Source organism: Mesorhizobium sp. M1295, assembly GCF_040318135.1.
Taxonomy (GTDB): Bacteria; Pseudomonadota; Alphaproteobacteria; order Rhizobiales; family Rhizobiaceae; genus Mesorhizobium.
In genome coordinates this window covers 91,536-113,057 of the sequence record NZ_JAMYLU010000006.1, presented here as the reverse complement: position 1 = coordinate 113,057, position 21,522 = coordinate 91,536, and the positions used below count along the sequence as shown (strand labels likewise).

Below are 21,522 nucleotides of genomic sequence, written 5' to 3'. Positions count from 1 at the left end.
GGCTGTGAAGGCTGCTTAATTTAGGTGCAGCGCAACATCTCTGCTTGGAGAATGGTCAGCATTCGTGTCAGGGTTCAGCGAACTCCTTTTGAAACGCCGACTTCAGGGGCACCATGGCAATTCTGGCAGCCGTCTATCACCTGACCCACTACAAATACGACCGGCCGGTCGTATTGGGCCCGCAAGTCATAAGGTTGCAGCCTGCGCCGCATTCCCGCACCAAGGTGCTCAGCCATTCGCTGAAGGTCGGGCCGGCAAACCACTTCGTCAATCTGCAGCAGGACCCTTACGGCAATTTCCTTGCCCGCTTCGTCTTCCCCGAGCCGGTAGCGGAATTGAAGATCGAGGTCGATCTCGTTGCCGACATGACGGTCTACAATCCGTTCGATTTCTTCGTCGAACCGTCGGCCGAGACGTTTCCGTTCGAATACCCGGAAGAGATCAGGGACGATCTGACCATCTACCGGACGCCGGAACCGGCAGGGCCACTGTTGCAGGCGTTCCTCAAAACCATCGACCGCAGTGCGACCAATACCGTCAATTTTGTCGTCGACCTCAATGCGCGCCTGCAGCGCGAGATCGCCTATATCGTGCGTATGGAAACCGGCGTCTTCTCGCCCGAGGAAACGCTGGCCGCCGGCAAGGGATCGTGCCGGGATTCCAGCTGGCTCCTGGTGCAGATACTGAGGAACCTCGGCATCGCCGCGCGCTTCGTCTCTGGCTATCTGATCCAGCTCAAACCCGACCTCGTCGCGCTCGACGGACCGCCCGGCACGGCGACCGATTTCACTGACCTCCATGCCTGGTGCGAGGTCTATCTGCCGGGCGCCGGCTGGATCGGCTTCGACCCGACCTCCGGCCTGCTCACCGGCGAAAGCCATGTGCCGCTCGCGGCAACGCCGCATTTCCGCAATGCCGCGCCGATCTCCGGCATGGCGAGCTTCGCCAATGTCGAATTCGGCTTCGACATGCGGGTCGACCGCATCGCCGAGCATCCGCGCATCACCAAGCCGTTCTCCGACGAGAGCTGGCAGGCGCTCGACGCGCTGGGCGTCGAGGTCGATGCAGCACTCCAGGCCGGCGACGTGCGGCTGACGATGGGCGGCGAGCCGACCTTCGTCTCGATCGACGATTTCGAGGCGGCCGAGTGGAACACCGCCGCCGTCGGGCCGACCAAACGCGAAAAGGCCGATGCGCTGATCCGCCGGCTGCGCGAACGCTTCGCGCCGGGCGGCTTTTTGCATTACGGACAGGGCAAATGGTACCCCGGCGAAAGCCTGCCGCGCTGGACGTTCTCGCTTTACTGGCGCACCGACGGCGAGCCGGTGTGGAGCGATCCGTCACTGATCGCGCATGAAAAGAGCGAGGCGGATGTCGGACCGACGCAGGCCGAGAGCCTGCTGACCGCGATTGCCGACGAACTCGGCATCGACAAGACGATGGTCAGCGAAGCCTATGAGGACCCGGCCGAATGGCTGCTCAAGGAAGGCAAGCTGCCGGACAATGTCGATCCCTCCAATTCGAAGCTGGAGGACCCGGAGGAGCGCAGCCGCATGGCGCGGGTGTTCGAACGCGGGCTGACCAAGCCGTCGGGCTACGTGCTGCCCGTCCAGCGCTGGAACAGCCAGGCTTCCGGACCGCGCTGGCGCTCGGAGAAGTGGAAGACGCGGCGCGGCAGGCTGTTCCTGGTGCCCGGCGATTCGCCGGTCGGCTACCGCCTGCCGCTCGGCACGCTGCCTTATGTGCCGCCGGCGCAGTTCCCCTATATCGTACCGGTCGATCCATCGCTGCCGCGCGGACCATTGCCGGCGCGTGAGGCGATCTTGCCCGGTGCTGCTTCTTCGCCCGCTCCGGCCGAACTGGAAGGCGCCGACGAAATGGCGCGACGCCAGCAGGCGGTCTCCTTCACGGCCGTTACCGGCCAGCAAGACCGCGTCGAACAGGAGATTACCGAGATCGGCGGCGCCGTGCGCACAGCGCTTTCGGTCGAGCCGCGCGACGGACGGCTTTGTGTGTTCATGCCGCCGGTCGAGGCGCTGGAGGATTATCTCGAACTGGTCGCGGCGGCGGAGAACGCGGCAAGGGCTATCGGCCTGCCGGTGCATATCGAGGGCTACGGCCCGCCGCACGATCCGCGCCTCAATGTCATCCGTGTCGCACCCGATCCCGGCGTCATCGAGGTCAATATCCACCCCGCCGCGAATTGGCAGGATTGCGTGGCGACGACCACGGCGATCTACGAAGAGGCGCGGCAGACGCGGCTTGGCGCCGACAAATTCATGATCGACGGCCGCCACACCGGCACCGGCGGCGGCAACCACGTCGTCGTCGGCGGCGCCACGCCCAATGACAGTCCGTTCCTGCGCCGCCCCGACCTGTTGAAGAGCCTTGTTTTGCAATGGCAGCGGCATCCATCGCTGTCCTATCTGTTCTCCGGCCTGTTCATCGGCCCGACCAGCCAGGCGCCGCGCTTCGACGAGGCACGACACGATTCGCTCTACGAACTCGAGATCGCGATGGCGCAGGTGCCACATCCGGACAAGGGCGCGGCACCCCTGCCGTGGCTGGTCGACCGGCTGTTCCGCAACCTCCTGACCGACGTGACGGGCAATACGCATCGCTCCGAAATCTGTATCGACAAGCTGTTTTCGCCGGACGGGCCGACCGGCCGGCTGGGGCTGGTCGAATTCCGCGGCTTCGAGATGCCGCCCAACGCGCGCATGAGCCTGGCGCAGCAATTGCTGGTGCGCGCCATCATCGCCCGGGCCTGGAAGAACCCGCTCGACGGCCGCTTCGTACGCTGGGGCACCTCGCTGCACGACCGTTTCATGCTGCCGCACTATGTCTGGGCGGATTTTCTCGATGTGCTGGACGACCTCAAGCTGAACGGCTTTGCGTTCCGTCCGGAATGGTTCGACGCCCAGCTCGAATTCCGCTTTCCGTTCTGCGGCGAGGTCCAGCATGCCGGCATCAAGCTGGAGCTCAGGCAAGCACTGGAGCCTTGGCATGTGATGGGCGAGCAAGGCGCGATCGGCGGCACGGTGCGCTTTGTCGATTCCTCCGTCGAACGGCTGCAGGTGAAGACCGTGGGGCTCAACCCGGAACGTCACGCCGTCGTCTGCAACGGCCGCCGGGTGCCGATGAAGGTGACCGACAACCGCGAGATCGCGGTGGCCGGCGTTCGCTTCAAGGCCTGGCAGCCGGCGTCGGGCCTGCATCCGGCGCTGCCGGTCAACACGCCGCTGGTCTTCGATATCTATGACCGCTGGTCGGGCCGCGCGGTTGGCGGTTGCGTCTACCATGTGGCACATCCCGGCGGGCGCAGCTACGACACGTTCCCGGTCAACGGCAATGAAGCGGAGGCGCGGCGGCTCGCCCGCTTCGAGCCGCGTGGCCATACTCCGTCCGGCTATGTGCTGCGCAACGAAGAAGCCTCTGAAGATTTCCCGATGACCCTTGACCTTCGGCGGCCGCAAAGACTCTGATCAGCCATGGCGAAGGGGAATCACAAAAAGCTGCGCAGCAAGCCGCAGACCCACAGTCTGCTGGAGCACTATCAACCGATCGACGGCGTCGTCGACGAGATGGTCGATGCGTCGGGCAATCCGCGGCCGGCCTGGCGGCACTTCATCGAGGCACTGGAGGACCTGGGGCCGGAAAAGCTTGCCCAGCGTTTTGCCCGCGCCGACCAGTACCTGCGCGATGCCGGCGTCTACTACCGCGTCTACGACAAGGCCGGCGCCAATGAGCGGGAATGGCCGCTGGCGCATGTGCCGCTGCTGATCGAGGAGGAGGAATGGGCTGACATCAGCGCCGGCCTGGTCCAGCGCGCCGATCTGTTCGAGGAGACCATCGCCGACATTTACGGGCCGAACCGGCTGGTCGAGAAAGGCATTCTGCCGGCTGGATTGATCGCGGCCAGCTCGGAATATTTGCGGCCGGTCGTCGGCACCAGGCCTGCCAGCGGCCATTTCCTGCATTTCTGCGCCTTCGAGCTCGGTCGTGGCCCGGACGGCCGCTGGTGGGTGCTTGGCGACCGCACCCAGGCGCCATCGGGCGCCGGCTTTGCGCTGGAAAACCGCGTCGCCACCACAAGGGCACTGTCCGACATTTACGGCGAGATGCATGTGCACCGCTTGGCCGGTTTCTTCCGCCGTTTTCGCGATGCGCTGATCGGCATGGCCAAGCAAGCCGGCGGCCGTGTCGCCATCCTGACGCCGGGACCGCTGAACGAGACCTATTATGAACATGCCTATATCGCCCGCTATCTCGGCATCATGCTGCTCGAGGGCGAGGACCTGACTGTCTCCGGCGGCAGGCTGATGGTGCGCACAGTTTCGGGGCTGATGCCGGTCAGCGTCTTGTGGCGACGGCTCGACGCTGCCTTTGCCGATCCGCTCGAGTTGCGGTCGGACTCGCAGATCGGCACGCCGGGGCTGGTCGAAGCGGTTCGGCAAGGGGCGGTTTCGGCCGTCAATGCACTGGGTTCCGGCCTGATGGAGACGCGCGCTCTGCTCGCCTTCCTGCCGAAGATTTCGCGCGCCCTGCGCAATGAGGAACTGCTGCTGCCGACCGTCGCGACATGGTGGTGCGGGCAGGATACGGAGCGCGAACATGTGCTCGCCAATATCGATAGCATGGTGATCGGCCCGGCACTGTCGACGCGGCTTGCCTTCGAGGACGACGGCTCGACCAAGCTCGGGTCAGCGCTGTCGGCCGAGGAACGGGCCGAGCTCGTCGCCCGGATCGAACAAGACGGCGGCGACTTTGTCGGCCAGGAAGCGGTGACGCTGTCGACCACTCCTGTCTATGTCAGCGGCTGGCTGGAGCCGCGGCCCGCAAGCCTGCGCGTCTATCTGGCGCGGACGCCGGAAGGCTGGACCGTGATGCCGGGCGGTTTTGCCCGTGTCGGCTTCTCGCTCGACCCGACGGCCATCGCCATGCAGCGCGGCGGCCAGGCGGCGGATGTTTGGGTGGTCAGCGACAGGCCGGTGGAGCGTGAGACGCTGCTGCCGCAGGAGCATGACAGCTTCACCCGAACCTTGCCGGGCAGCCTGCCCAGCCGCGCGGCGGAAAACCTGACATGGCTCGGCCGCTATATCGAGCGATCGGAAGACACGGTGCGCATCCTGCGCGCCTACCACGTGCGGCTGGCCGAGACATCCGATCCCGAGATGCCGCTGCTCGCCGACATCAGGGACTATCTCGCGCCGTTCGGTATCGACGTCGAGACGGCAATCCCGTTGGGGCTCATCGGCACGCTGGACAGCGCCGTGTACAGCGCCGGGCAGATCCGCGACCGCTTCTCGCCCGATGGCTGGCTGGCATTGAAGGACCTGTCGAAGACGATCCATCAATTTGCCGTGACAGTGGCGCCGGGCGACGACGCGACAAGGGCAATGACGGTCATCCTGCGCAAGCTGGCCGGGTTTTCCGGCCTGCTGCACGAGAACATGTACCGCTTTGCCGGCTGGCGTTTCCTGGAAATCGGCCGCAGGCTCGAACGCGGCATCCAGATCGCCCGCACGCTCGCCCGACTGACCAGGGCCGAGGCGCCGGAAGGCGCGCTCGACATGATGCTGGAGATCGGCGACAGCGTCATGACCCACCGCCGGCAATATCCGGTGCAGGCGGGACGGCGTACCGTGGTCGACCTTCTGGCGCTCGATCCGCTCAACCCGCGCTCAATCCTGTTCCAGCTCGAACGGCTGAAGGCCGAAATCGCGCTGCTGCCCGCTGTCGGCGGTGAAGGCCATATGTCGCCGGCGGCCAAGGAAATCCTGCAGCTCAACACGTCGATCGCCATCAGGGAGCCCTCGGACATGACGGCCAAGGCCCTCAGCGATCTCGCCAATGAAATCGGCGGCCTCTACAACAGCCTCTCCAAAGCCTATTTCGGATAGAGACGGCATGCTCTACGACATCAGGCTTCACCTGCGTTACGACTATGATGCGGCGGCCGGCGGCGGCCGCCATCAGGTGCGTGTGCTGCCGCCGACCATCCCTGGCGTACAGCGCGTCATCGCCGCTTCACTGTCTTTTGTGCCGGCGCCCAGCGAACGCTCCGACTTTTCCGACTTTTTCGGCAACAGTGTCACCTCGATCGCCTTTCGTGACGCACATGATGCGCTCGACATCAGGATGAGCGCGCGTGTTTCAGTGTCGCGGCCGGAGCCCGGGCTCGACGTATCGCCCGACCTACGCCGGCTGAGGGAAGAACTCGGCGCGGTGCACTCGCTGGCGCCGGCTTCGCCGCATCACTTTCTGGCCGCCAGCGATCATGCCGGCATCGACCCGGCAATCACTGCCTATGCGAAAGGCAGTGCCAGCAGTTCGACGGTCGGCACGGCCATGGCTCTGTGCAACCGCATTCACCGCGATTTCACCTATGACGGCGAGGCGACCACGGTGCAGACGCGGGCCAGCGACGCCTTCGGCCTGAAGCGCGGCGTCTGCCAGGATTTTTCCCATATCATGATCGCCGGCCTGCGTGGCCTCGGCATTCCTGCAGGCTATGTCAGCGGATTCCTACGCACCATCCCGCCGCGTGGGAAGCCGCGGCTCGAAGGCGCCGACGCCATGCATGCCTGGGTCAAGGTGTGGTGCGGGCGCGATGCCGGCTGGCAGGAATTCGATCCGACCAACGGCATGCGGGCAAGCAACGATCATATCACGGTCGGCTATGGCCGCGACTACTCCGATGTGGCGCCGATCGTCGGCGTGCTGAAAACCACGGGCGGGCAGGTTGGCGAGCAGGCAGTCGACGTCATACCGGTCGTGCTCGAAAAGGCGTGACGGCACCTCCTCGTTGCACGGCGTCGTCGTTAATCTGTCCTGGCAATCAAAAGGCGGTGGAACCCGCAGCCAGCAGGCGGCTTATCTACGGAAATTCCGTGGAGAGGACATGCTGGACAAATCCGGGTCGTCGTCTGGCCGATCGGCTGTTAGGAAAGCTGCACCAAAGAACGGGGTGCCGCGGAACGGAGCGCTGGAGAACGGCGCGCACGCTTCGGCCGTTCGGGCCTCGCTCAACTATGTCGCCGACACCGAGCCCGGTATTCGCCGGCTGCGTTCAGGCAACGGGTTCTCGTACAAAGGGCCCGACGGACGTGCCGTCGACCAGGACGCGCTGGCACGCATCAAGGCGCTCGCCATTCCACCGGCCTGGACGGATGTGTGGATCTCGGCGGATGCCGACGGTCACATTCAGGCAACCGGTCGGGACCAGCGCGGGCGCAAGCAATACCGCTATCATCAGCACTGGGCGGAGGAGCGTGACGGGGTCAAATACTCGAGCCTCATCGCCTTCGCCGAAAGCCTGCCCGAATTGCGACGGCAGATCGATGCCGATCTGCGCCGTCACGGCCTGCCGCTGGAACGCGTCGTTGCGGCCATCGTCTGGCTGCTCGACAACACGATGATCCGCGTCGGCAACGCCGCCTACGCCCGCGATAACAAGAGTTTTGGGCTGACCACGCTGCGCGACCGCCATGTCGACATCAAGGGCTCGAGCCTGCGTTTTGCCTTCACCGGCAAATCCGGCAAGGAATGGAGATTGAAGCTTGTCGATCGCCGGATCGCCAAGATCGTGCGTGGAGCGCAGGACCTGCCGGGCCAGAAACTGTTCCAGTATCTCGACGAGGAAGGAAACAGGCATCCGGTGCGCTCCGACGACGTCAACCGCTATATCAGGGAGAATTCCGGTGTCGAGTTCAGCTCCAAGCATTTCAGAACCTGGGGCGGCACCATCCATGCGGCGTCGCTGTTTGCGCAAACAGAACGTCCCGAAAGCCAGGCGCAGCAAAAGCGGGTGATGAACAATGTCATCGACAAGGTCGCCGAGCGGCTCGGCAATACACGCGCCGTCTGCCGCCGCTGCTACATCCATCCGGAAGTCTTCCGCGCCTGGTCCGAAGGACAGCTGCTCGACGAAATGGCGGATGCCAACAAAGGCAAGCGCTCGATCGTCGGGCTCGACGACGAGGAGGCTCTGGTCTTGAGATGGCTGAAGGCGAGGGAATGACGCAGGACCGGGGGCGTATTTTTTTGTCGACGCCATGTCGGCATCGGTCCTAGTGTTTCGTCCTTTGACAGAGAAAAGGACGACCCATGCTTTACGCGATCCTCTGCTATGCCTCCGAAGACGTCGTCTGCTCCTGGAGCAAGGAGCAGGACGATGCCGTCATGGAAAAGCTTATCGGCGTACAAGAGAAATATGCCAACGCCGGGCGGCTTGGCCCCGTGGCGCGGCTTTTGCCGACGACGGCGGCGACAACGCTGCGAAAGGTCAAGGGCGAATCGATCGTCATCGACGGCCCGTTTGCCGAAACCAAGGAACAGTTCCTCGGCTTCTACACGCTCGAATGCGCCGACCTCGACGAGGCCGTCGACTTCGCGCGCGAGCTTTCCGAGGTCAACCCGAGCGGCGGCTCCTACGAGATCCGGCCGGTCTCGCTCTTCAACCCCGCCAAGGTTTCCGCATGACCGAACTTGCCTGGATCAGCACGGCAATCAGCACCGCTCGCCCGCAGGCGATGGGGGCATTGCTGCGCTACTTCCGCGACCTCGACGCGGCGGAGGAAGCATTCCAGGACGCCTGCCTGAGGGCCCTGAACAACTGGCCGAAAAATGGCCCGCCGCGCGATCCGGCAGCCTGGCTGATCTTCGTCGGCCGCAACAGCGGCATCGATGCGGTGCGCAAGCGCGCCAAGCAGGCGCCGCTGCCGGAGGAGGACCAGATCTCCGATCTCGACGATGCCGAGAGCGACATCGCCGAGCGGCTGGACGGTGCGCATTACCGCGACGATATTTTGCGGCTGCTGTTCATCTGCTGCCATCCCGACCTGCCGGCCACCCAGCAGATCGCGGTGGCGTTGCGCATCGTCTCCGGCCTGACGGTCAAGCAGATCGCCCGCGCCTTCCTCGTCGGGGAAAGCGCCATGGAGCAGCGTATCACGCGCGCCAAGGCGCGTATCGCCGACGCCGGGGTGCCGTTCGAGACGCCGGGAGCGGTCGAGCGCTCCGAACGGCTCGCCGCCGTCGCCGCCATGGTCTACCTGATCTTCAACGAAGGCTATTCCAGCAACAGCGGCGAGGCGTCGGCGCGTGCGCCGCTTTGCGAAGAGGCGATCCGGCTGGCCCGGCTGCTGCTCAGACTATTCCAGACCGAGCCGGAGATCATGGGGCTGACGGCGCTGTTGCTGCTGCAGCATGCACGCGCGCCGGCCCGCTTCGACGAGAACGGCGAGATCGTGCTGCTCGAAGACCAGGACCGCAGCCTGTGGAGCCGCAAAATGATCGATGAAGGCCTGGCGCTGGTCGATAAGGCGTTGCGCCATCGCAAGCCCGGTCCCTACCAGGTGCAAGCGGCGATCGCCGCGCTGCATGCACGGGCGGAAAAGCCCGAGGATACGGACTGGAACGAGATCGACCTGCTCTACGGGCTGCTCGAGCAGATGCAGCCGTCGCCGGTGGTGACGCTCAACCGCGCCGTCGCCGTCTCCAAGGTGCGTGGACCGGAAGCCGCACTCGCCATGATCGAGCCGCTGGAGCAAAGGCTTTCCGGTTATTTCCACTTCTTCGGCCTCAAGGGCGGCCTGCTGATGCAGCTTGGCCGCGGCGACGAGGCGCGTGTCGCTTTCGACCGCGCCATCGCGCTTGCCAACACGGCAGCCGAGGCGGCGCATATCCGCATGCATATCGACCGGCTGATGAAAGAAGGCGCCAAGCAAAGGGCGCATTGATCCGACGCCTCCGCCTGGTTCAACGGTCTGACCTTTGCTTAGACCATGCCGGGGTGGCGATTTTTCCCTGAAACGAGTAATGCCACGCCATGACAGTGCCTGATGTGCCGACCGGCACAGAGACGGCGTGGCACAAGGCTTTGACCGACGCCATATGAGCGGCGGGATCTGAAAGGGATGAAAATGACGATTGCGAAGGAAACGGCCGGGCTTCTGGCGAAACTGGGTGTTGCCGAGGGCGCGCTTACAGGCGGCGATCTCATCGTGCGTAGCCCGGTGACCGGCGAGCAGATCGCCGCGCTGAAAACCATCTCGCCGGCCGACGCGGCAACGACCATCGACAATGCCCATAAAGCTTTCCTGGCGTGGCGGCAGGTACCAGCTCCCAAGCGCGGCGAACTGGTGCGGCTGCTCGGCGAGGAATTGCGCACACACAAGGCCGAGCTTGGCCGGTTGGTCTCGATCGAAGTCGGCAAGATTCCATCCGAGGGTCTTGGCGAAGTGCAGGAGATGATCGACATCTGCGATTTCGCCGTCGGTCTCTCCCGGCAATTGTACGGCCTGACCATCGCCACCGAGCGCCCCGGCCACCGCATGATGGAGACCTGGCATCCGCTCGGCGTCGTCGGCGTCATTTCGGCCTTCAATTTCCCGGTGGCGGTCTGGTCGTGGAATGCAGCGCTGGCGCTGGTCTGCGGCGACGCGGTGGTGTGGAAGCCGTCCGAGAAGACACCGCTGACGGCGCTCGCCTGCGAAGCGATCTTCAAGCGCGCGGCAAACCGTTTCGGCGATGCGCCGGAAGGGCTGGCGCCCGTGCTGATCGGCGATCGCGCCGTCGGCGAGATCCTGGTCGACCATCCGAAGGTGCCGTTGGTCTCCGCCACCGGTTCGACGCGCATGGGCAGGGATGTCGGCCCACGGCTGGCCAAGCGCTTTGCCCGTGCCGTGCTTGAGCTCGGCGGCAACAACGCCGGCATCGTCTGCCCGACGGCCGATCTCGACATGGCGCTGCGCGCCATCGCCTTCGGCGCCATGGGCACGGCCGGCCAGCGCTGCACGACGCTCAGGCGCCTGTTCGTGCATGAAAGCGTCTATGATCACCTCGTTCCGCGCCTGAAGAAGGCCTATGAAAGCGTCTCGGTCGGCAATCCGCTGGAGACAAGCGCTCTCGTCGGCCCGCTGATCGACAAGGCTGCCTACGAGAACATGCAGAAGGCGTTGGAGGACGCGGCTTCGCATGGCGGTAAGATAACCGGCGGAATGCGGGTCGAGAACGGCCATGCGGAGGCCTACTATGTGCGTCCGGCGCTGGTCGAAATGCCGCGCCAAGTTTCGCCGGTGACGGAGGAGACCTTCGCGCCGATCCTCTATGTGATGAAATATTCGGATTTCGACGCCGTGCTCTATGAGCACAATGCGGTCGGCGCGGGGCTTTCCTCGTCCATCTTCACCCGCGACCTGCAGGAATCCGAGCGTTTCCTCGGCGTCGACGGTTCGGACTGCGGCATTGCCAACGTCAATATCGGCACTTCGGGGGCCGAGATCGGCGGCGCCTTCGGTGGCGAGAAGGAAACCGGCGGCGGCCGCGAGTCGGGCTCGGATGCCTGGAAGGCCTATATGCGCCGCGCTACCAATACGGTGAACTACTCCAAGGCGCTGCCGCTTGCGCAGGGCGTGTCGTTCGACATCGATTGAAATGCCAGACCGTCGTGGTGGCGGCGCCAAAGCCGCCACGACGGCGTTTGGCTCGCCGTTCAGCTGGCTTCGGAAGTTACAACACAATTGTCGAAGGCTGCATCGATGATGGCGAGCTTGACCGCCTGGGCAGTCATGTATTCCTGATAGAACTCGCTCGAAACCCACATGACCGAGTGACCCCGCTGGCCCAACCAGCCAATGCTGCCGAGTTCCTCGGCATCGCGCAATTTGCGTGACAGGTGGGTCCGGGAAAGCTTGAGCCAGTTCGCGAAATCTCCGATTGAGACGACACCGGTCGGAATTCGGTCCAGGTCGGCATGATCGGGATCGACGCCAGACATCAGCCAATCCATGACGATGCCGCCATTGTCGAGCCAGGTGAACAAGGAAAAGGTCTGTCTCGGCTCCCGCACGGCATGCGACGAAAGCAGGCCGTCGGCCACCAGCGGCTGCAGTTTGGCGAGCAGGTCCGGTTGTGCGACGAATGCAGCCAGTCGAAATCCATTGTCCAGGCTGTCCAGCGTTTTCAGATGCGCCATGACCCAGCCGGCAACCGTCTCCAGAGTGCCCGCGGTCGGCTCAAAGGGGCGGATGCGCCCGTATTTGATCGGCAGATGCCGAATGAAACCGTAATGCAGCATCTCCTTCAGGAAGGCGTCGGCTGTGTTGCGGCTGGCCACCGAATGCCGGCAGATGTCGTCCATGAACCGTGCAGACGTAAGTCCCTTGCGATGATCGTCCGGCTCTCGATTGAAATACAAGCCAAGGCCGATATGGGCCATCAGCCAACGCTGTTGCGCGGCGAATACGGAGGCCAGCCGCGGGTTCGCTTCATAGGTTTGGAGAAGCGTCCGCGACTGAGCCTGGACGTGGCGACGCAGTGCCGGATGGCGGGCAATGTCTTCAGAAACCAGCGCCATCCCCGCCGAGCCCAACCAAGTTTGCAACTGGAAATACCGATCACAATTTCAGCCTTCGCGGGTCGTGTCCAGCGCCGGCGGATCAGGATAAGAGCTGAATCCTGCCGGCTAGTGGCTGAATTCCGCGAGTTGATCGCCGAGGCCCCTGATCTCGCGGCAGAAGGCTAGCCTGCTTGAACCCACCAATGATGGCTTCGCCTGTCCAGCACGTGCTCCCGCCGATGGCGACACGGAACCAACACAAGTTTTGCTCGTTGAAGAACGCTGATTGGACTGAGACAGTGAGGAACTACAAAATGGAGAATGGCCTTTTCGCCACGCCGCCTGCAGCGTTCCGGAAAACAGAGTCGGTTTGGCTACGGGCGCTCAAGTGGCTGTTACGCCGGGTGCGCAGCGCCTCCGACAGCTCGGGAACCATGTTGAAACCAATCCTTTCCGGACCCGAGAATGATAGCGGGCCCACTACGCCTCGACGCGCTTGAGGCCGAAGCGCGCTGCGATCTTGACGCCAAAAATAACCGCTCACATGTCTCTTTATGGCTGCCGCCGCGGCCGAGAGCCATGACCGCTTCGCAGGCCCGCCACCGCGGCGTGTTCGCCTGATGCAGCAGGCGAGAGCGGCGGTGGCACGCAGCGGCGGGAACCATCGGGCATGCTTGGCTATTAGATACAGGCGGCTGCTGGTCTGCCGGGCCAGGAGCCATTTGCTATGATCATCAATCCCCCACCGGAAAGCGCCATCCCGGCATCCGTTCCGTCGGTCGATCCAAAAGCCGCCCCGACGCCTCGCAATGCCGAAGCGGAGGTCTTTTATATCGAAGCGATCCGCGAGCTTGTCGCGACGGGCATCCCCTTTCTCGTCGCCGGCACCTATGCCGTAAGCGCCTATACCGGGATCATCCGCCCGACCAAGGATCTCGACATTTTCTGCAAGGCCGGCGACTGCCCGCGCATCCTCGCCCATTTCAAGCAGATCGGCTATGCGGTCGTGGTCGAGGACGACCGGTGGCTCGGCAAGGTGTTCAGGGGCACGCATTTTTTCGACGTCATCTTCACCTCGATGAACGGCACAATGCCTGTCGACGACCAGTGGCTGGAGCATGCTCGCCAGGCCGAATTGCTGGGCAGCCACGTGCGGATCATCGGCCCAACCGAGCTTATCTGGTCCAAATGCTTCATCCAGGACCGCGGCCGGCATGATGGCGCCGACGTCGCGCACACCATCCTCAAGGCGCACGACCAGATCGACTGGCAAAGGCTGCTTTCCTACATGGAAGTTCATTGGGAAGTCTTGCTGATGCATCTGTTGAACTTCAGATGGATCTATCCGACGGAGCGAGACCGTGTGCCCGCGTGGCTGCTCGACGAGTTGCTCGACCGGCTGGCCAAGCAGCGCGAATTGCCGCCTTCCCGGATGCGGATCTGCCGCGGGCGCATGCTTTCACGAACCGACTATGAGATCGACGTCAAGCAATGGGGCTTTGCCGACGTCGGCGGTGAAGGAGAATATAGCGATGGCTGACGAGCTCGAATCTGCTTCGGCAAAGGCCGAAAACGGCGGCACACTCAAGGTCGCCGCCATCGGCGATCTGCATGTCGGCAAGGAGGACCAGGCGTCGTACCGCGATCTTTTCGGCGAGATGTCGCGCGAAGCCCAGGTTCTCGTGCTGACCGGCGACCTTACCAATCTCGGCAAGCCTCGGGAGGCCGAAATCCTTGCCGAGGAACTGCGTGCCTGCACGATCCCGGTCGTCGCCGTACTTGGCAACCACGACTATGAGTCGGGCGCCGTCGAGCAGGTCACCGACATTTTGCGTCAGGCGGGCGTTCATCTCCTCGACGGCGAGGCGACGGAGATTCACGAGGTCGGGTTCGTTGGGGTCAAGGGTTTCGTTGGCGGTTTTGGATCGCGCATGCTCGGCTCCTTTGGCGAACCGGCGATCAAGTCGATGGTGGCGGAAAGCGTGAACGAAGCGATGCGGCTTGAAAACGCGATGCGGCAGGTCCGCGCCAAACGCACGCTTGTCGTTCTGCACTACGCGCCTGTCGTCGAGACGGTCGAAGGCGAGCCGCTGGAGATTTTCCCGTTTCTCGGTTCGTCACGCCTGGCCGAGACAATAGACCGGTTCCAGGTCAGCGCAGTGGTGCATGGCCATGCGCATCGTGGCGTCTATGAGGGCCGTACGCCGGGCGGAGCGTCGGTCTATAACGTTGCCATGCATGTCGCCAAGCCGACCGGCCGCCCCTACGCCATGCTCGAAATCTGACAGGCGGCGCCGCTGGCGCAAGCAATCGCCAGACAGGCTGCAGAACGATCACGGCAACTGCCGGCTGAAAGACATCCGCTTCGGCGGAATATCGTTTTCATCCGGATTGGGAATGGGGTCCTCGTCGGGGAGCCTGTCGGGGTCCGGCTCACGCACGGGCTTGGGATCGGGGATGGGAGGCGGTGGTACCGGGGTCGGTGTTGGCTCGGGTGTGGGAATAGTGGCCATCGTGATCATCTCCTCTTGGCGCAGAACAACGCAATGGGTCAGCTGGTTCCCGGCTTCCTCGTTTTTGGAACCACACCGTCGCGCCTGCGGGTCAGCCCATCTCCGGATTCTCGTGTCTGCTGCCCGACTTGCCTGACCGCAGCAGCAGGGCAAGCGGAACGAGCAGGGCGGTTGCCACCGCGCAATAGCGGAAGACATCGACGTAGGCGAGCAGCGTGGCCTGGCGGGCGATCAACTGGCCGAGCCAGCCGATCGCCTGCTGCTTCGCCTGGACCAGCGGCGAACCCTGGGCGACGAAATGCTCGGTCGCCTGCCGAAGCACCTGCTGATAGGCGGGCGACGATTGCACGGTGTGGCCAACCAGATTCGATTGATGGATCTGGGAGCTTTGCGCAATGACGGTGTTGGACAGCGAGACGCCGATGCTGCCGCCGATATTGCGTGCAACGTTGATCAGCGCCGATGCCTGGTTGGTCTGTTGCGGGGGCAGGCCGACATAGGCCGCGGTCGAGATGGGAATGAACAGGAACGGCAGCCCGACCATCAGGAAGACACGGGCAAAGGCAAAGAAGCGGAAGCTGGCGTCCGGGGTAAGCGAGGTCATGTGCCAAAGCGCGACTGCGACCACCGACATGCCCACCATGATCAGGTATTTGGGCTGCACGATGCTGCCTACAAATCCGGACACCGGCATCAAGATCAGCATGGCGATGCCGCCCGGCATCATCGAAAGGCCCGACAGCGTCGCGGTGTAGGCAAATGTCGTCTGCTGCAGCTGCGGCACGATCTGGGTGGTGCTGAACAGGATAGCACCGACCGCCATCATAACCAGGAAGGCCGTGCCGAACTGGCGCGTGAACAATAGGCGCATGTCGACGACCGGATCGCTGCGACTGATTTCCCATGGGATAAGCAGCAGGAACGCGATCGCGGAAATCACTGCGAAAGTCGTAATGAAATTCGAGGCGAACCAATCGTAGCGCTGGCCTCGGTCGAGGAAGATCTCGAGGCACCCCAGTGCGGTAGCCACCAGGATGAATCCGACCCCGTCGATCTTCAGGCCGCCTTTCAGCCGTTCCTTGCGTTCGCGTTCGAGTACGTCCGGTTCGACCAACAGCCATTGCACCAGTGCCAGCGACAGGATGCCGAACGGCACGTTGATGAAGAAGATCCAGTGCCAGGAGAAATGGTCCGTCAGCCAGCCGCCGATCGTCGGCCCGACCGTTGGTGCGACGATGACGGCAATGCCGTAAAGCGCGAAGGCTTGCGAGCGCTTTTCCGGCGGAAAGGTATCGGCAAGGATCGATTGCTCGCTTGGCGCCATGCCGCCGCCGCCGAGGCCCTGAAGGATCCTGAACAGGATGAGCAGTTCCAGGTTGGGCGCCAGTCCGCACAGCAGCGACGCGACGGTGAAGGTCGCCACGCAAAGCATGTAGTAGCGCTTGCGGCCGATGACGCTTGCCAGCCAGCCGCTGACCGGGATGATCACCGAGTTGGCCACAAGATAGGTGGTAATGACCCAGGTGCTTTCGTCCATTCCGGCCGCCAGGCTGCCGGCGATGTTGCGCAGGGCGACATTGGCGATCGAGGTGTCCAGCACCAGCATGAAAGTGGCGATGGAAACGACAATGGCGATGAGCCAGGGATTGTGTGTCCCGGCGGCGGATCGGCTTTCGCCCTGATTTCTGGCTGCTTCGCCGCTCATTGCACCTTGACCGTCGGCACCACCGACAGCCCTGGGCCGAGAAGCACATCGGGCGGCTTGTCGAAGACGATCTTGACCGGCACGCGCTGCACCACCTTGACGTAGTTGCCGGTGGCATTTTCAGCCGGCAGGAGGCTGAAGGCGGTGCCGCTGCCGGCCTGGATGCTGTCGACGCGGCCATGGAAGGACTTGTTCGGGTACGCGTCGATATCGATGTCGACCGGTTGTCCCTGCCGCATCAGGTCGAGCTGCGTCTCCTTGAAATTGGCCCTCACCCAGACCTCGTCGGGAACGAACATCATCAATACCTGGCCAGGTTGCGCGTAGGTGCCGTCAGCGGCCGAAATGCTCGTTGCCCGCCCGGCTGCGGGTGCTGTGATGGTCGTGCGCGACAGCGTCGTGCGTGCTTGCTCCTGGCTGGCTTTGGCCTGTTCGAGCTGCGCCTCGGCGCTCCTGGCTTGTGCCTGCAAGACCGAAACCTGGCTTTTTGCTGAGGCGACATTGGCCTCGGCACTGTCCAGCGCGGCCTGATCCTGACGCAGCGTCGATGCCGCTTGCTGCGCCTGCTGCTGCGTTGCCGTGCCCTTGGCCAGGAGTTCGCGATTGCGTTGATCCTCTGCCTTGGCGAAATCCAGCGCTGCCTTGGCCTGTGCAACCTGCCTCTGGGCAGCGTTCACCTTTGCGTTTTGAGCCTCGATCTGAGCGGTGACATTGACGATTTCGGCTTCGGCCGCGGCGACGCCGGCATCGGCCTGCTTCAGATTTGCCTGATAGTCGCTGTCGTCGATGCGCAGGAGGACATCACCTGCCTGCACGTGCTGATTGTCGGTAACCGCCAGCTCGGTAATGCGGCCGGCGATTTGGGCGCCGATCGTCACCGTGCGGGCGTCGATGAAGGCGTCGTCGGTCGATTCGTACTGGCGAGCGTTCAGCCACCAGATCACGACGCCTGCCGCGACGAGCAACAGCGCAAGCGCAACCGCCGCCGTCGCATAGGGATGGCGCCTGGGAAAGCCGAGCAGACCGGCCTTTCGTTGCGAGGCATCCCCGTCGGGCTTTTCCTGCCGCGGCTCTGCCGATCGCTCACGAGATTCTCGAACCCGGGCCGGTTGCTCCCGAGTTTCATTTACAGGCTCGACGTCTTGTTCGACGCTTTGCGGCTTCGTGTCCAACGGAATGGCTTTCAAGACTGATATTGCAGCCGCCGGGGCGGACGCAAAGCCAAACCGCGAGCTTCCGCAAAAGTTCCTGCCCGGAATGGGTTCGGTTAACGGGGCGACGTCGAACCCACTGAGCGGCGCCGGCGCTTGGAACCGAGCGCCGCTTCACCGGGCAGGTGATCCGTACGCCTCATGTTGCGGTGATCCGGCCTTGTCAGCGCTCCACGGCGCGATAATTGCTCATATAGGCGTGGGCGAATTCACCTGTCGACAGGAGCCGACCATGAAACATCAAACACTCGACCAACTGCATGCCGTCGCGGAAGTTGAGTCCTTCGCGGCGTATCCGGCGATGAGCCGAAACCAGCGGATTGAACGTTGGGCAGAACTTCTCGAGCAAAACCCGACGCGATGCCTTGGGGCGCTTCCAGGCACCGAATATATGAACAGGGAAGCGCGCGACAGATCGCGTGGCGCTGGGACGCCGCTCACTGTCGCTTTCGAGGATCCGGTTCTGCGTGCCATGGGCTTGAACGACGATACCTATGGTGAGGCAAAGCGCTTCTTCGAACTGAGCGACCGGCAGTTGCACCAAATCGTTTGCCATTGCCACGTTGGCGCCACGATGCAAGCGCGATGGGCCGCTGCCAGGGTGCGCGGGATAGTTCGCGGCAACAGATTTGTTGCCTGGATGAAGGGCTTGATCGTGCATTGACGCGATACGAGGAACGGCGGAACACGCGTTCTTTCCGCGCTGCGGGGAGCGCTTCCGAACTTGGAAGGACTCGTGCCCCGTCAGGCCGCGCAGATTGTGAAACTCCTTGACGCTTGGCTGCGCCTTGTCGCGGCCATGCGTCCGTCTTTGATGTGAGAATTTGAGTTGGCCCGCCGCAATTGAGAGCCCTCGTCCGACGGGCGTTCGAGCGCCGTCCAGGCAGGTGAGATCTGGCTAAGGACGAACAATCCCGCGATCGTGGAAGATCCTTCGACCTGGTGAGCGGTCGATCTCTCCAAACACCCTTCGATCCGCTCTAGCGATCGATCTCTCCAAACACCCTTCGATCCGCCCTAGCGGTCGATCTCTCCAAACACAATGTCGAGCGAGCCGATGATCGCGGCAACATCGGCGATCATATGGCCTCGGGACAGGAAATCCATCGCCTGCAGGTGGGCGAAGGAAGGTGCGCGGATCTTGCATCGGTAGGGAATGTTGCCTCCGTCCGATACGAGGTAGACGCCGAACTCGCCCTTCGGCGCCTCGACGGCGGCATAGACTTCACCGCGCGGCACGCGAATGCCTTCTGTATAAAGTTTGAAGTGGTGGATCGTCGCTTCCATCGAGCGCTTCATCGTGGCACGCGGCGGCGGCGTGATCTTGCGGTTCGGGATCGCGACCGGCCCCTGGCCTTCGGGTGAGCGCAACTTTTCCAGACATTGCCGCATGATCCGGACCGACTGGCGCATTTCCTCCATGCGTACGAGATAGCGGTCGTAGCAGTCGCCATGCTTGCCGACCGGGATATCGAAATCCATCTCCGGATAGCATTCGTATGGCTGCGCCTTGCGCAGATCCCAGGAGGCGCCCGATCCGCGCACCATCACGCCGGAGAAGGCCCAGGCCCAGGCATCGTCAAGGCCGATCACGCCGACATCGACATTGCGCTGCTTGAAAATGCGGTTTTCGGTCAACAGCCCTTCGAGATTGTCGCAGACCTTGAGAAACGGATCGCAGAAATTCCAGATGTCGTCGAGGAGCTCCGGCGGCAGATCCTGATGCACGCCGCCGACCCTGAAATAATTCGCGTGCATGCGGGCGCCGGACGCGCGCTCGTAAAAGACCATCAGCTTCTCGCGTTCGGCGAAACCCCAGAGCGGCGGCGTCAGCGCGCCGATGTCCATGGCTTGGGTGGTGACGTTGAGGAGGTGCGACAGAAGCCGGCCTATTTCGCAGAAAAGCACGCGAATGAGTTGCCCACGCTTCGGAACCGATATTTCAAGGAGCTTCTCGGCGGCGAGACAGAATGCGTGCTCCTGGTTCATCGGCGCGACGTAGTCGAGCCGGTCGAAATAGGGCAGGGCCTGCAGGTAGTTCTTGTACTCGATGAGCTTTTCGGTGCCGCGATGCAGCAGGCCGATGTGGGGATCGGCGCGTTCCACGATCTCGCCGTCGAGTTCGAGCACCAGCCGCAGGACGCCGTGAGCGGAGGGATGTTGTGGCCCGAAATTGATGGTGAAGTTGCGAACTGCAGCCTCGGCCATGACAGTCCTCCGCGATCCAGGCGGGCTTCGGTTCCATGCCGGAACCGGCTTGTCCGCTTTCATCCGCTCACGTCGTCGTCTGGATGATCAGCGTCAGCGTGCCGTCGCCGTCGATATTGGCGGCCACGACCTGCGTGGAATTAAGCCCGTTCGCCGCCAGTGCCGATGCCGCCTGCGGCGATGCGTCGATCGAACTTTGCAGGATACGCAAATCCTCGGCGCTGGTCTGGGTGACGACGGCCTCCGCCTGTGCCTTGATGTCAGGAGGCAGATCCTCCATCGCCACGATTGTCACTGCGGTGAAATTCTGGGCGGAGAAGGCTTGGTCAGGTGTAGCCTGGTCGGGAGTGGCCCCTTCGGGCGTGGCTTGCTCTGGCAGGGTTTGCGGGGCCGTCGGCGGGACAGGGGCAAGCTCTGGTCCCACGGATTGCGCATAGACCGGCGAGGCAAGAGCCAGTGCCGAGAGTGTGGCAATTGTCGTCGATAGCCGCATGGCCTTTCCTTCCGTTTTGCTCAGGGACGATCAATTCGGTGACGACACAACCCTCGTGTCGAAATATGGTTCCGTCACGGAGGTTGCAGTCTTGCCGAAGCCGTGATTGTCGCGGAAGCGAGCGCGAAATCCGGCGTTGCCTGTCTCAGCCAGCGGTGTGGCTGCGATGGGGCTGCGGCCAGCGCTGCAATGCTTCACGGCCCTGAGTGGTCAGTTCGTAGATCCCGCGATCGGTGCGCGCGAACCAGCGATACACGTTGTGCAGCAGGATTTTGGGCGCGTTCGGCAGGTTGGGCTTCAAGTCACGCGGCCGCTTTGGGCCGTCCGCGAGTGCTGCGGCGCATGCCAGGGCCTGCTGGCGATAGGCGGTCATGATCGGCGCACGCGAGCCGCCGCCGGCGACAGGATCGCCCTGCCGACGCCGATGTTCGTCGATTAGTTTCGAGCGGCGCCGGGAATCCCTACGCGGAGCCAATGCCGTCGGGCTGAGCAGCACCTGAACCTCGCCGTTCGTCCGCACGCCAAGCAGGCCAAAGCCGAGGCGACGGCAGAGATTGCGATACCTCACATCGCTCTCACGGCCTTTGCCACGGCCCGACATGCATGCTGCGAGCCAGACCTCGTGGCTCACCGCCATACGGTCGACGCCCTGAAGGACCAGCTCGAGATTGAACTTCAGCTTTAGCTCGCAGATGACGACGATCGGTGGAGAGTCGGCACTCAGCGCCAGCAGATCGCAGCCGCCGATCTCGCCCTTGACCATGAATCCCAGGCCTTCGAGGAAGGTCTTGACCGGGCTGTAGAGTGAAGTCTCGAGCATGGGCCTTTGTTCGCTGCGAATCATCCCGCCCGATTGGCAGTTCAGCGCGATGATCGCTCATTGCCATTGAACAGGAGGTAAACGACGGCCAAACCCAAGCGATTGCTGCGGCTCGCCGGTGGCGCAGAGCCGTGCCACGGCCGCTTGCCAATTTGGTATGCTGGTATAATATGTACCTGAGGTAGCATTGCCCCGCATAGCTGCGCTGTGCTGGACATCCGAGCGCCCG

16 protein-coding genes are annotated in these 21,522 nt (G+C 63.3%); 10 read left to right on the top strand and 6 right to left on the bottom strand.

Annotated features, from left to right (window positions below):
- Window positions 1-113 precede the first annotated feature (113 nt).
- The 7 genes from NKH29_RS11215 to amaB all read left to right on the top strand — a co-directional run bounded on the left by NKH29_RS11215 (window position 114) and on the right by amaB (window position 11,438).
- Window positions 114-3,485 carry a transglutaminase family protein gene (locus NKH29_RS11215; protein ID WP_352999592.1) on the top strand — a complete coding sequence of 1,124 codons (3,372 nt, stop codon included), beginning with the start codon at window positions 114-116 and terminating at the stop codon, window positions 3,483-3,485.
- Between the two features lie 6 nt (window positions 3,486-3,491).
- Window positions 3,492-5,903: a circularly permuted type 2 ATP-grasp protein gene (locus NKH29_RS11210; protein WP_352909186.1), complete on the top strand. Its 2,412-nt coding sequence runs from the start codon at window positions 3,492-3,494 to the stop codon at window positions 5,901-5,903.
- A 7-nt stretch (window positions 5,904-5,910) separates the two neighbouring features.
- Complete coding sequence (locus NKH29_RS11205) at window positions 5,911-6,795, top strand: transglutaminase family protein (protein WP_023720247.1); 885 nt, start codon at window positions 5,911-5,913, stop codon at window positions 6,793-6,795.
- 109 nt (window positions 6,796-6,904) lie between these two features.
- Window positions 6,905-8,023 carry a DNA topoisomerase IB gene (locus NKH29_RS11200; RefSeq protein WP_352999591.1) on the top strand — a complete coding sequence of 373 codons (1,119 nt, stop codon included), beginning with the start codon at window positions 6,905-6,907 and terminating at the stop codon, window positions 8,021-8,023.
- Between the two features lie 86 nt (window positions 8,024-8,109).
- Entirely contained in the window at window positions 8,110-8,484 is a 375-nt protein-coding gene (locus NKH29_RS11195; RefSeq protein ID WP_023720249.1) for a YciI family protein, read from the top strand.
- Window positions 8,481-9,743, top strand: a complete 1,263-nt coding sequence (locus tag NKH29_RS11190; protein ID WP_352481990.1) for an RNA polymerase sigma factor — start codon at window positions 8,481-8,483, stop codon at window positions 9,741-9,743. Before NKH29_RS11195 ends, NKH29_RS11190 begins: the two co-directional genes overlap by 4 nt.
- A 183-nt stretch (window positions 9,744-9,926) precedes the next feature.
- Window positions 9,927-11,438: an L-piperidine-6-carboxylate dehydrogenase gene (gene amaB / locus NKH29_RS11185; protein WP_023720251.1), complete on the top strand. Its 1,512-nt coding sequence runs from the start codon at window positions 9,927-9,929 to the stop codon at window positions 11,436-11,438.
- Window positions 11,439-11,497: 59 nt separating this feature from the next.
- Here amaB and NKH29_RS11180 read toward each other — a convergent pair whose 3' ends face one another.
- The gene (locus tag NKH29_RS11180; RefSeq protein WP_352481991.1) at window positions 11,498-12,361 is read right to left on the bottom strand and encodes a hypothetical protein; all 864 of its coding nucleotides are present in this window, start codon (window positions 12,359-12,361) and stop codon (window positions 11,498-11,500) included.
- A gap of 709 nt (window positions 12,362-13,070) precedes the next feature.
- Between NKH29_RS11180 and NKH29_RS11175 the strand changes: the two genes are divergently transcribed.
- Both NKH29_RS11175 and NKH29_RS11170 read left to right on the top strand, forming a co-directional pair.
- Window positions 13,071-13,883: a nucleotidyltransferase family protein gene (locus NKH29_RS11175; protein WP_023720252.1), complete on the top strand. Its 813-nt coding sequence runs from the start codon at window positions 13,071-13,073 to the stop codon at window positions 13,881-13,883.
- Window positions 13,876-14,628: a metallophosphoesterase family protein gene (locus NKH29_RS11170; RefSeq protein ID WP_023720253.1), complete on the top strand. Its 753-nt coding sequence runs from the start codon at window positions 13,876-13,878 to the stop codon at window positions 14,626-14,628. The genes NKH29_RS11175 and NKH29_RS11170 overlap by 8 nt, the downstream gene beginning before the upstream one ends.
- A gap of 319 nt (window positions 14,629-14,947) precedes the next feature.
- On the opposite strand, the gene NKH29_RS11165 is transcribed toward NKH29_RS11170, so the two are convergent.
- Window positions 14,948-16,561, bottom strand: a complete 1,614-nt coding sequence (locus NKH29_RS11165) for a DHA2 family efflux MFS transporter permease subunit (RefSeq protein ID WP_352715359.1) — start codon at window positions 16,559-16,561, stop codon at window positions 14,948-14,950.
- The gene (locus NKH29_RS11160) at window positions 16,558-17,733 is read right to left on the bottom strand and encodes an HlyD family secretion protein (protein ID WP_352640221.1); all 1,176 of its coding nucleotides are present in this window, start codon (window positions 17,731-17,733) and stop codon (window positions 16,558-16,560) included. Before NKH29_RS11160 ends, NKH29_RS11165 begins: the two co-directional genes overlap by 4 nt.
- 271 nt (window positions 17,734-18,004) lie before the next feature.
- Here NKH29_RS11160 and NKH29_RS11155 point away from each other — a divergent pair, with 271 nt between their 5' ends.
- On the top strand, window positions 18,005-18,436 hold the full coding sequence (locus tag NKH29_RS11155; protein WP_023720256.1) for a hypothetical protein: 432 nt from the start codon (window positions 18,005-18,007) through the stop codon (window positions 18,434-18,436).
- Window positions 18,437-18,789: 353 nt separating this feature from the next.
- Here NKH29_RS11155 and NKH29_RS11150 read toward each other — a convergent pair whose 3' ends face one another.
- The 3 genes from NKH29_RS11150 to NKH29_RS11140 form a co-directional block, all read right to left on the bottom strand.
- On the bottom strand, window positions 18,790-19,980 hold the full coding sequence (locus NKH29_RS11150; protein ID WP_023720257.1) for an NADH-quinone oxidoreductase subunit D: 1,191 nt from the start codon (window positions 19,978-19,980) through the stop codon (window positions 18,790-18,792).
- A 67-nt stretch (window positions 19,981-20,047) separates the two neighbouring features.
- Complete coding sequence (locus NKH29_RS11145) at window positions 20,048-20,473, bottom strand: hypothetical protein (RefSeq protein ID WP_023720258.1); 426 nt, start codon at window positions 20,471-20,473, stop codon at window positions 20,048-20,050.
- 145 nt (window positions 20,474-20,618) lie between these two features.
- Complete coding sequence (locus tag NKH29_RS11140; RefSeq protein ID WP_352999640.1) at window positions 20,619-21,293, bottom strand: DUF2161 domain-containing phosphodiesterase; 675 nt, start codon at window positions 21,291-21,293, stop codon at window positions 20,619-20,621.
- Window positions 21,294-21,522: the final 229 nt, after the last annotated feature.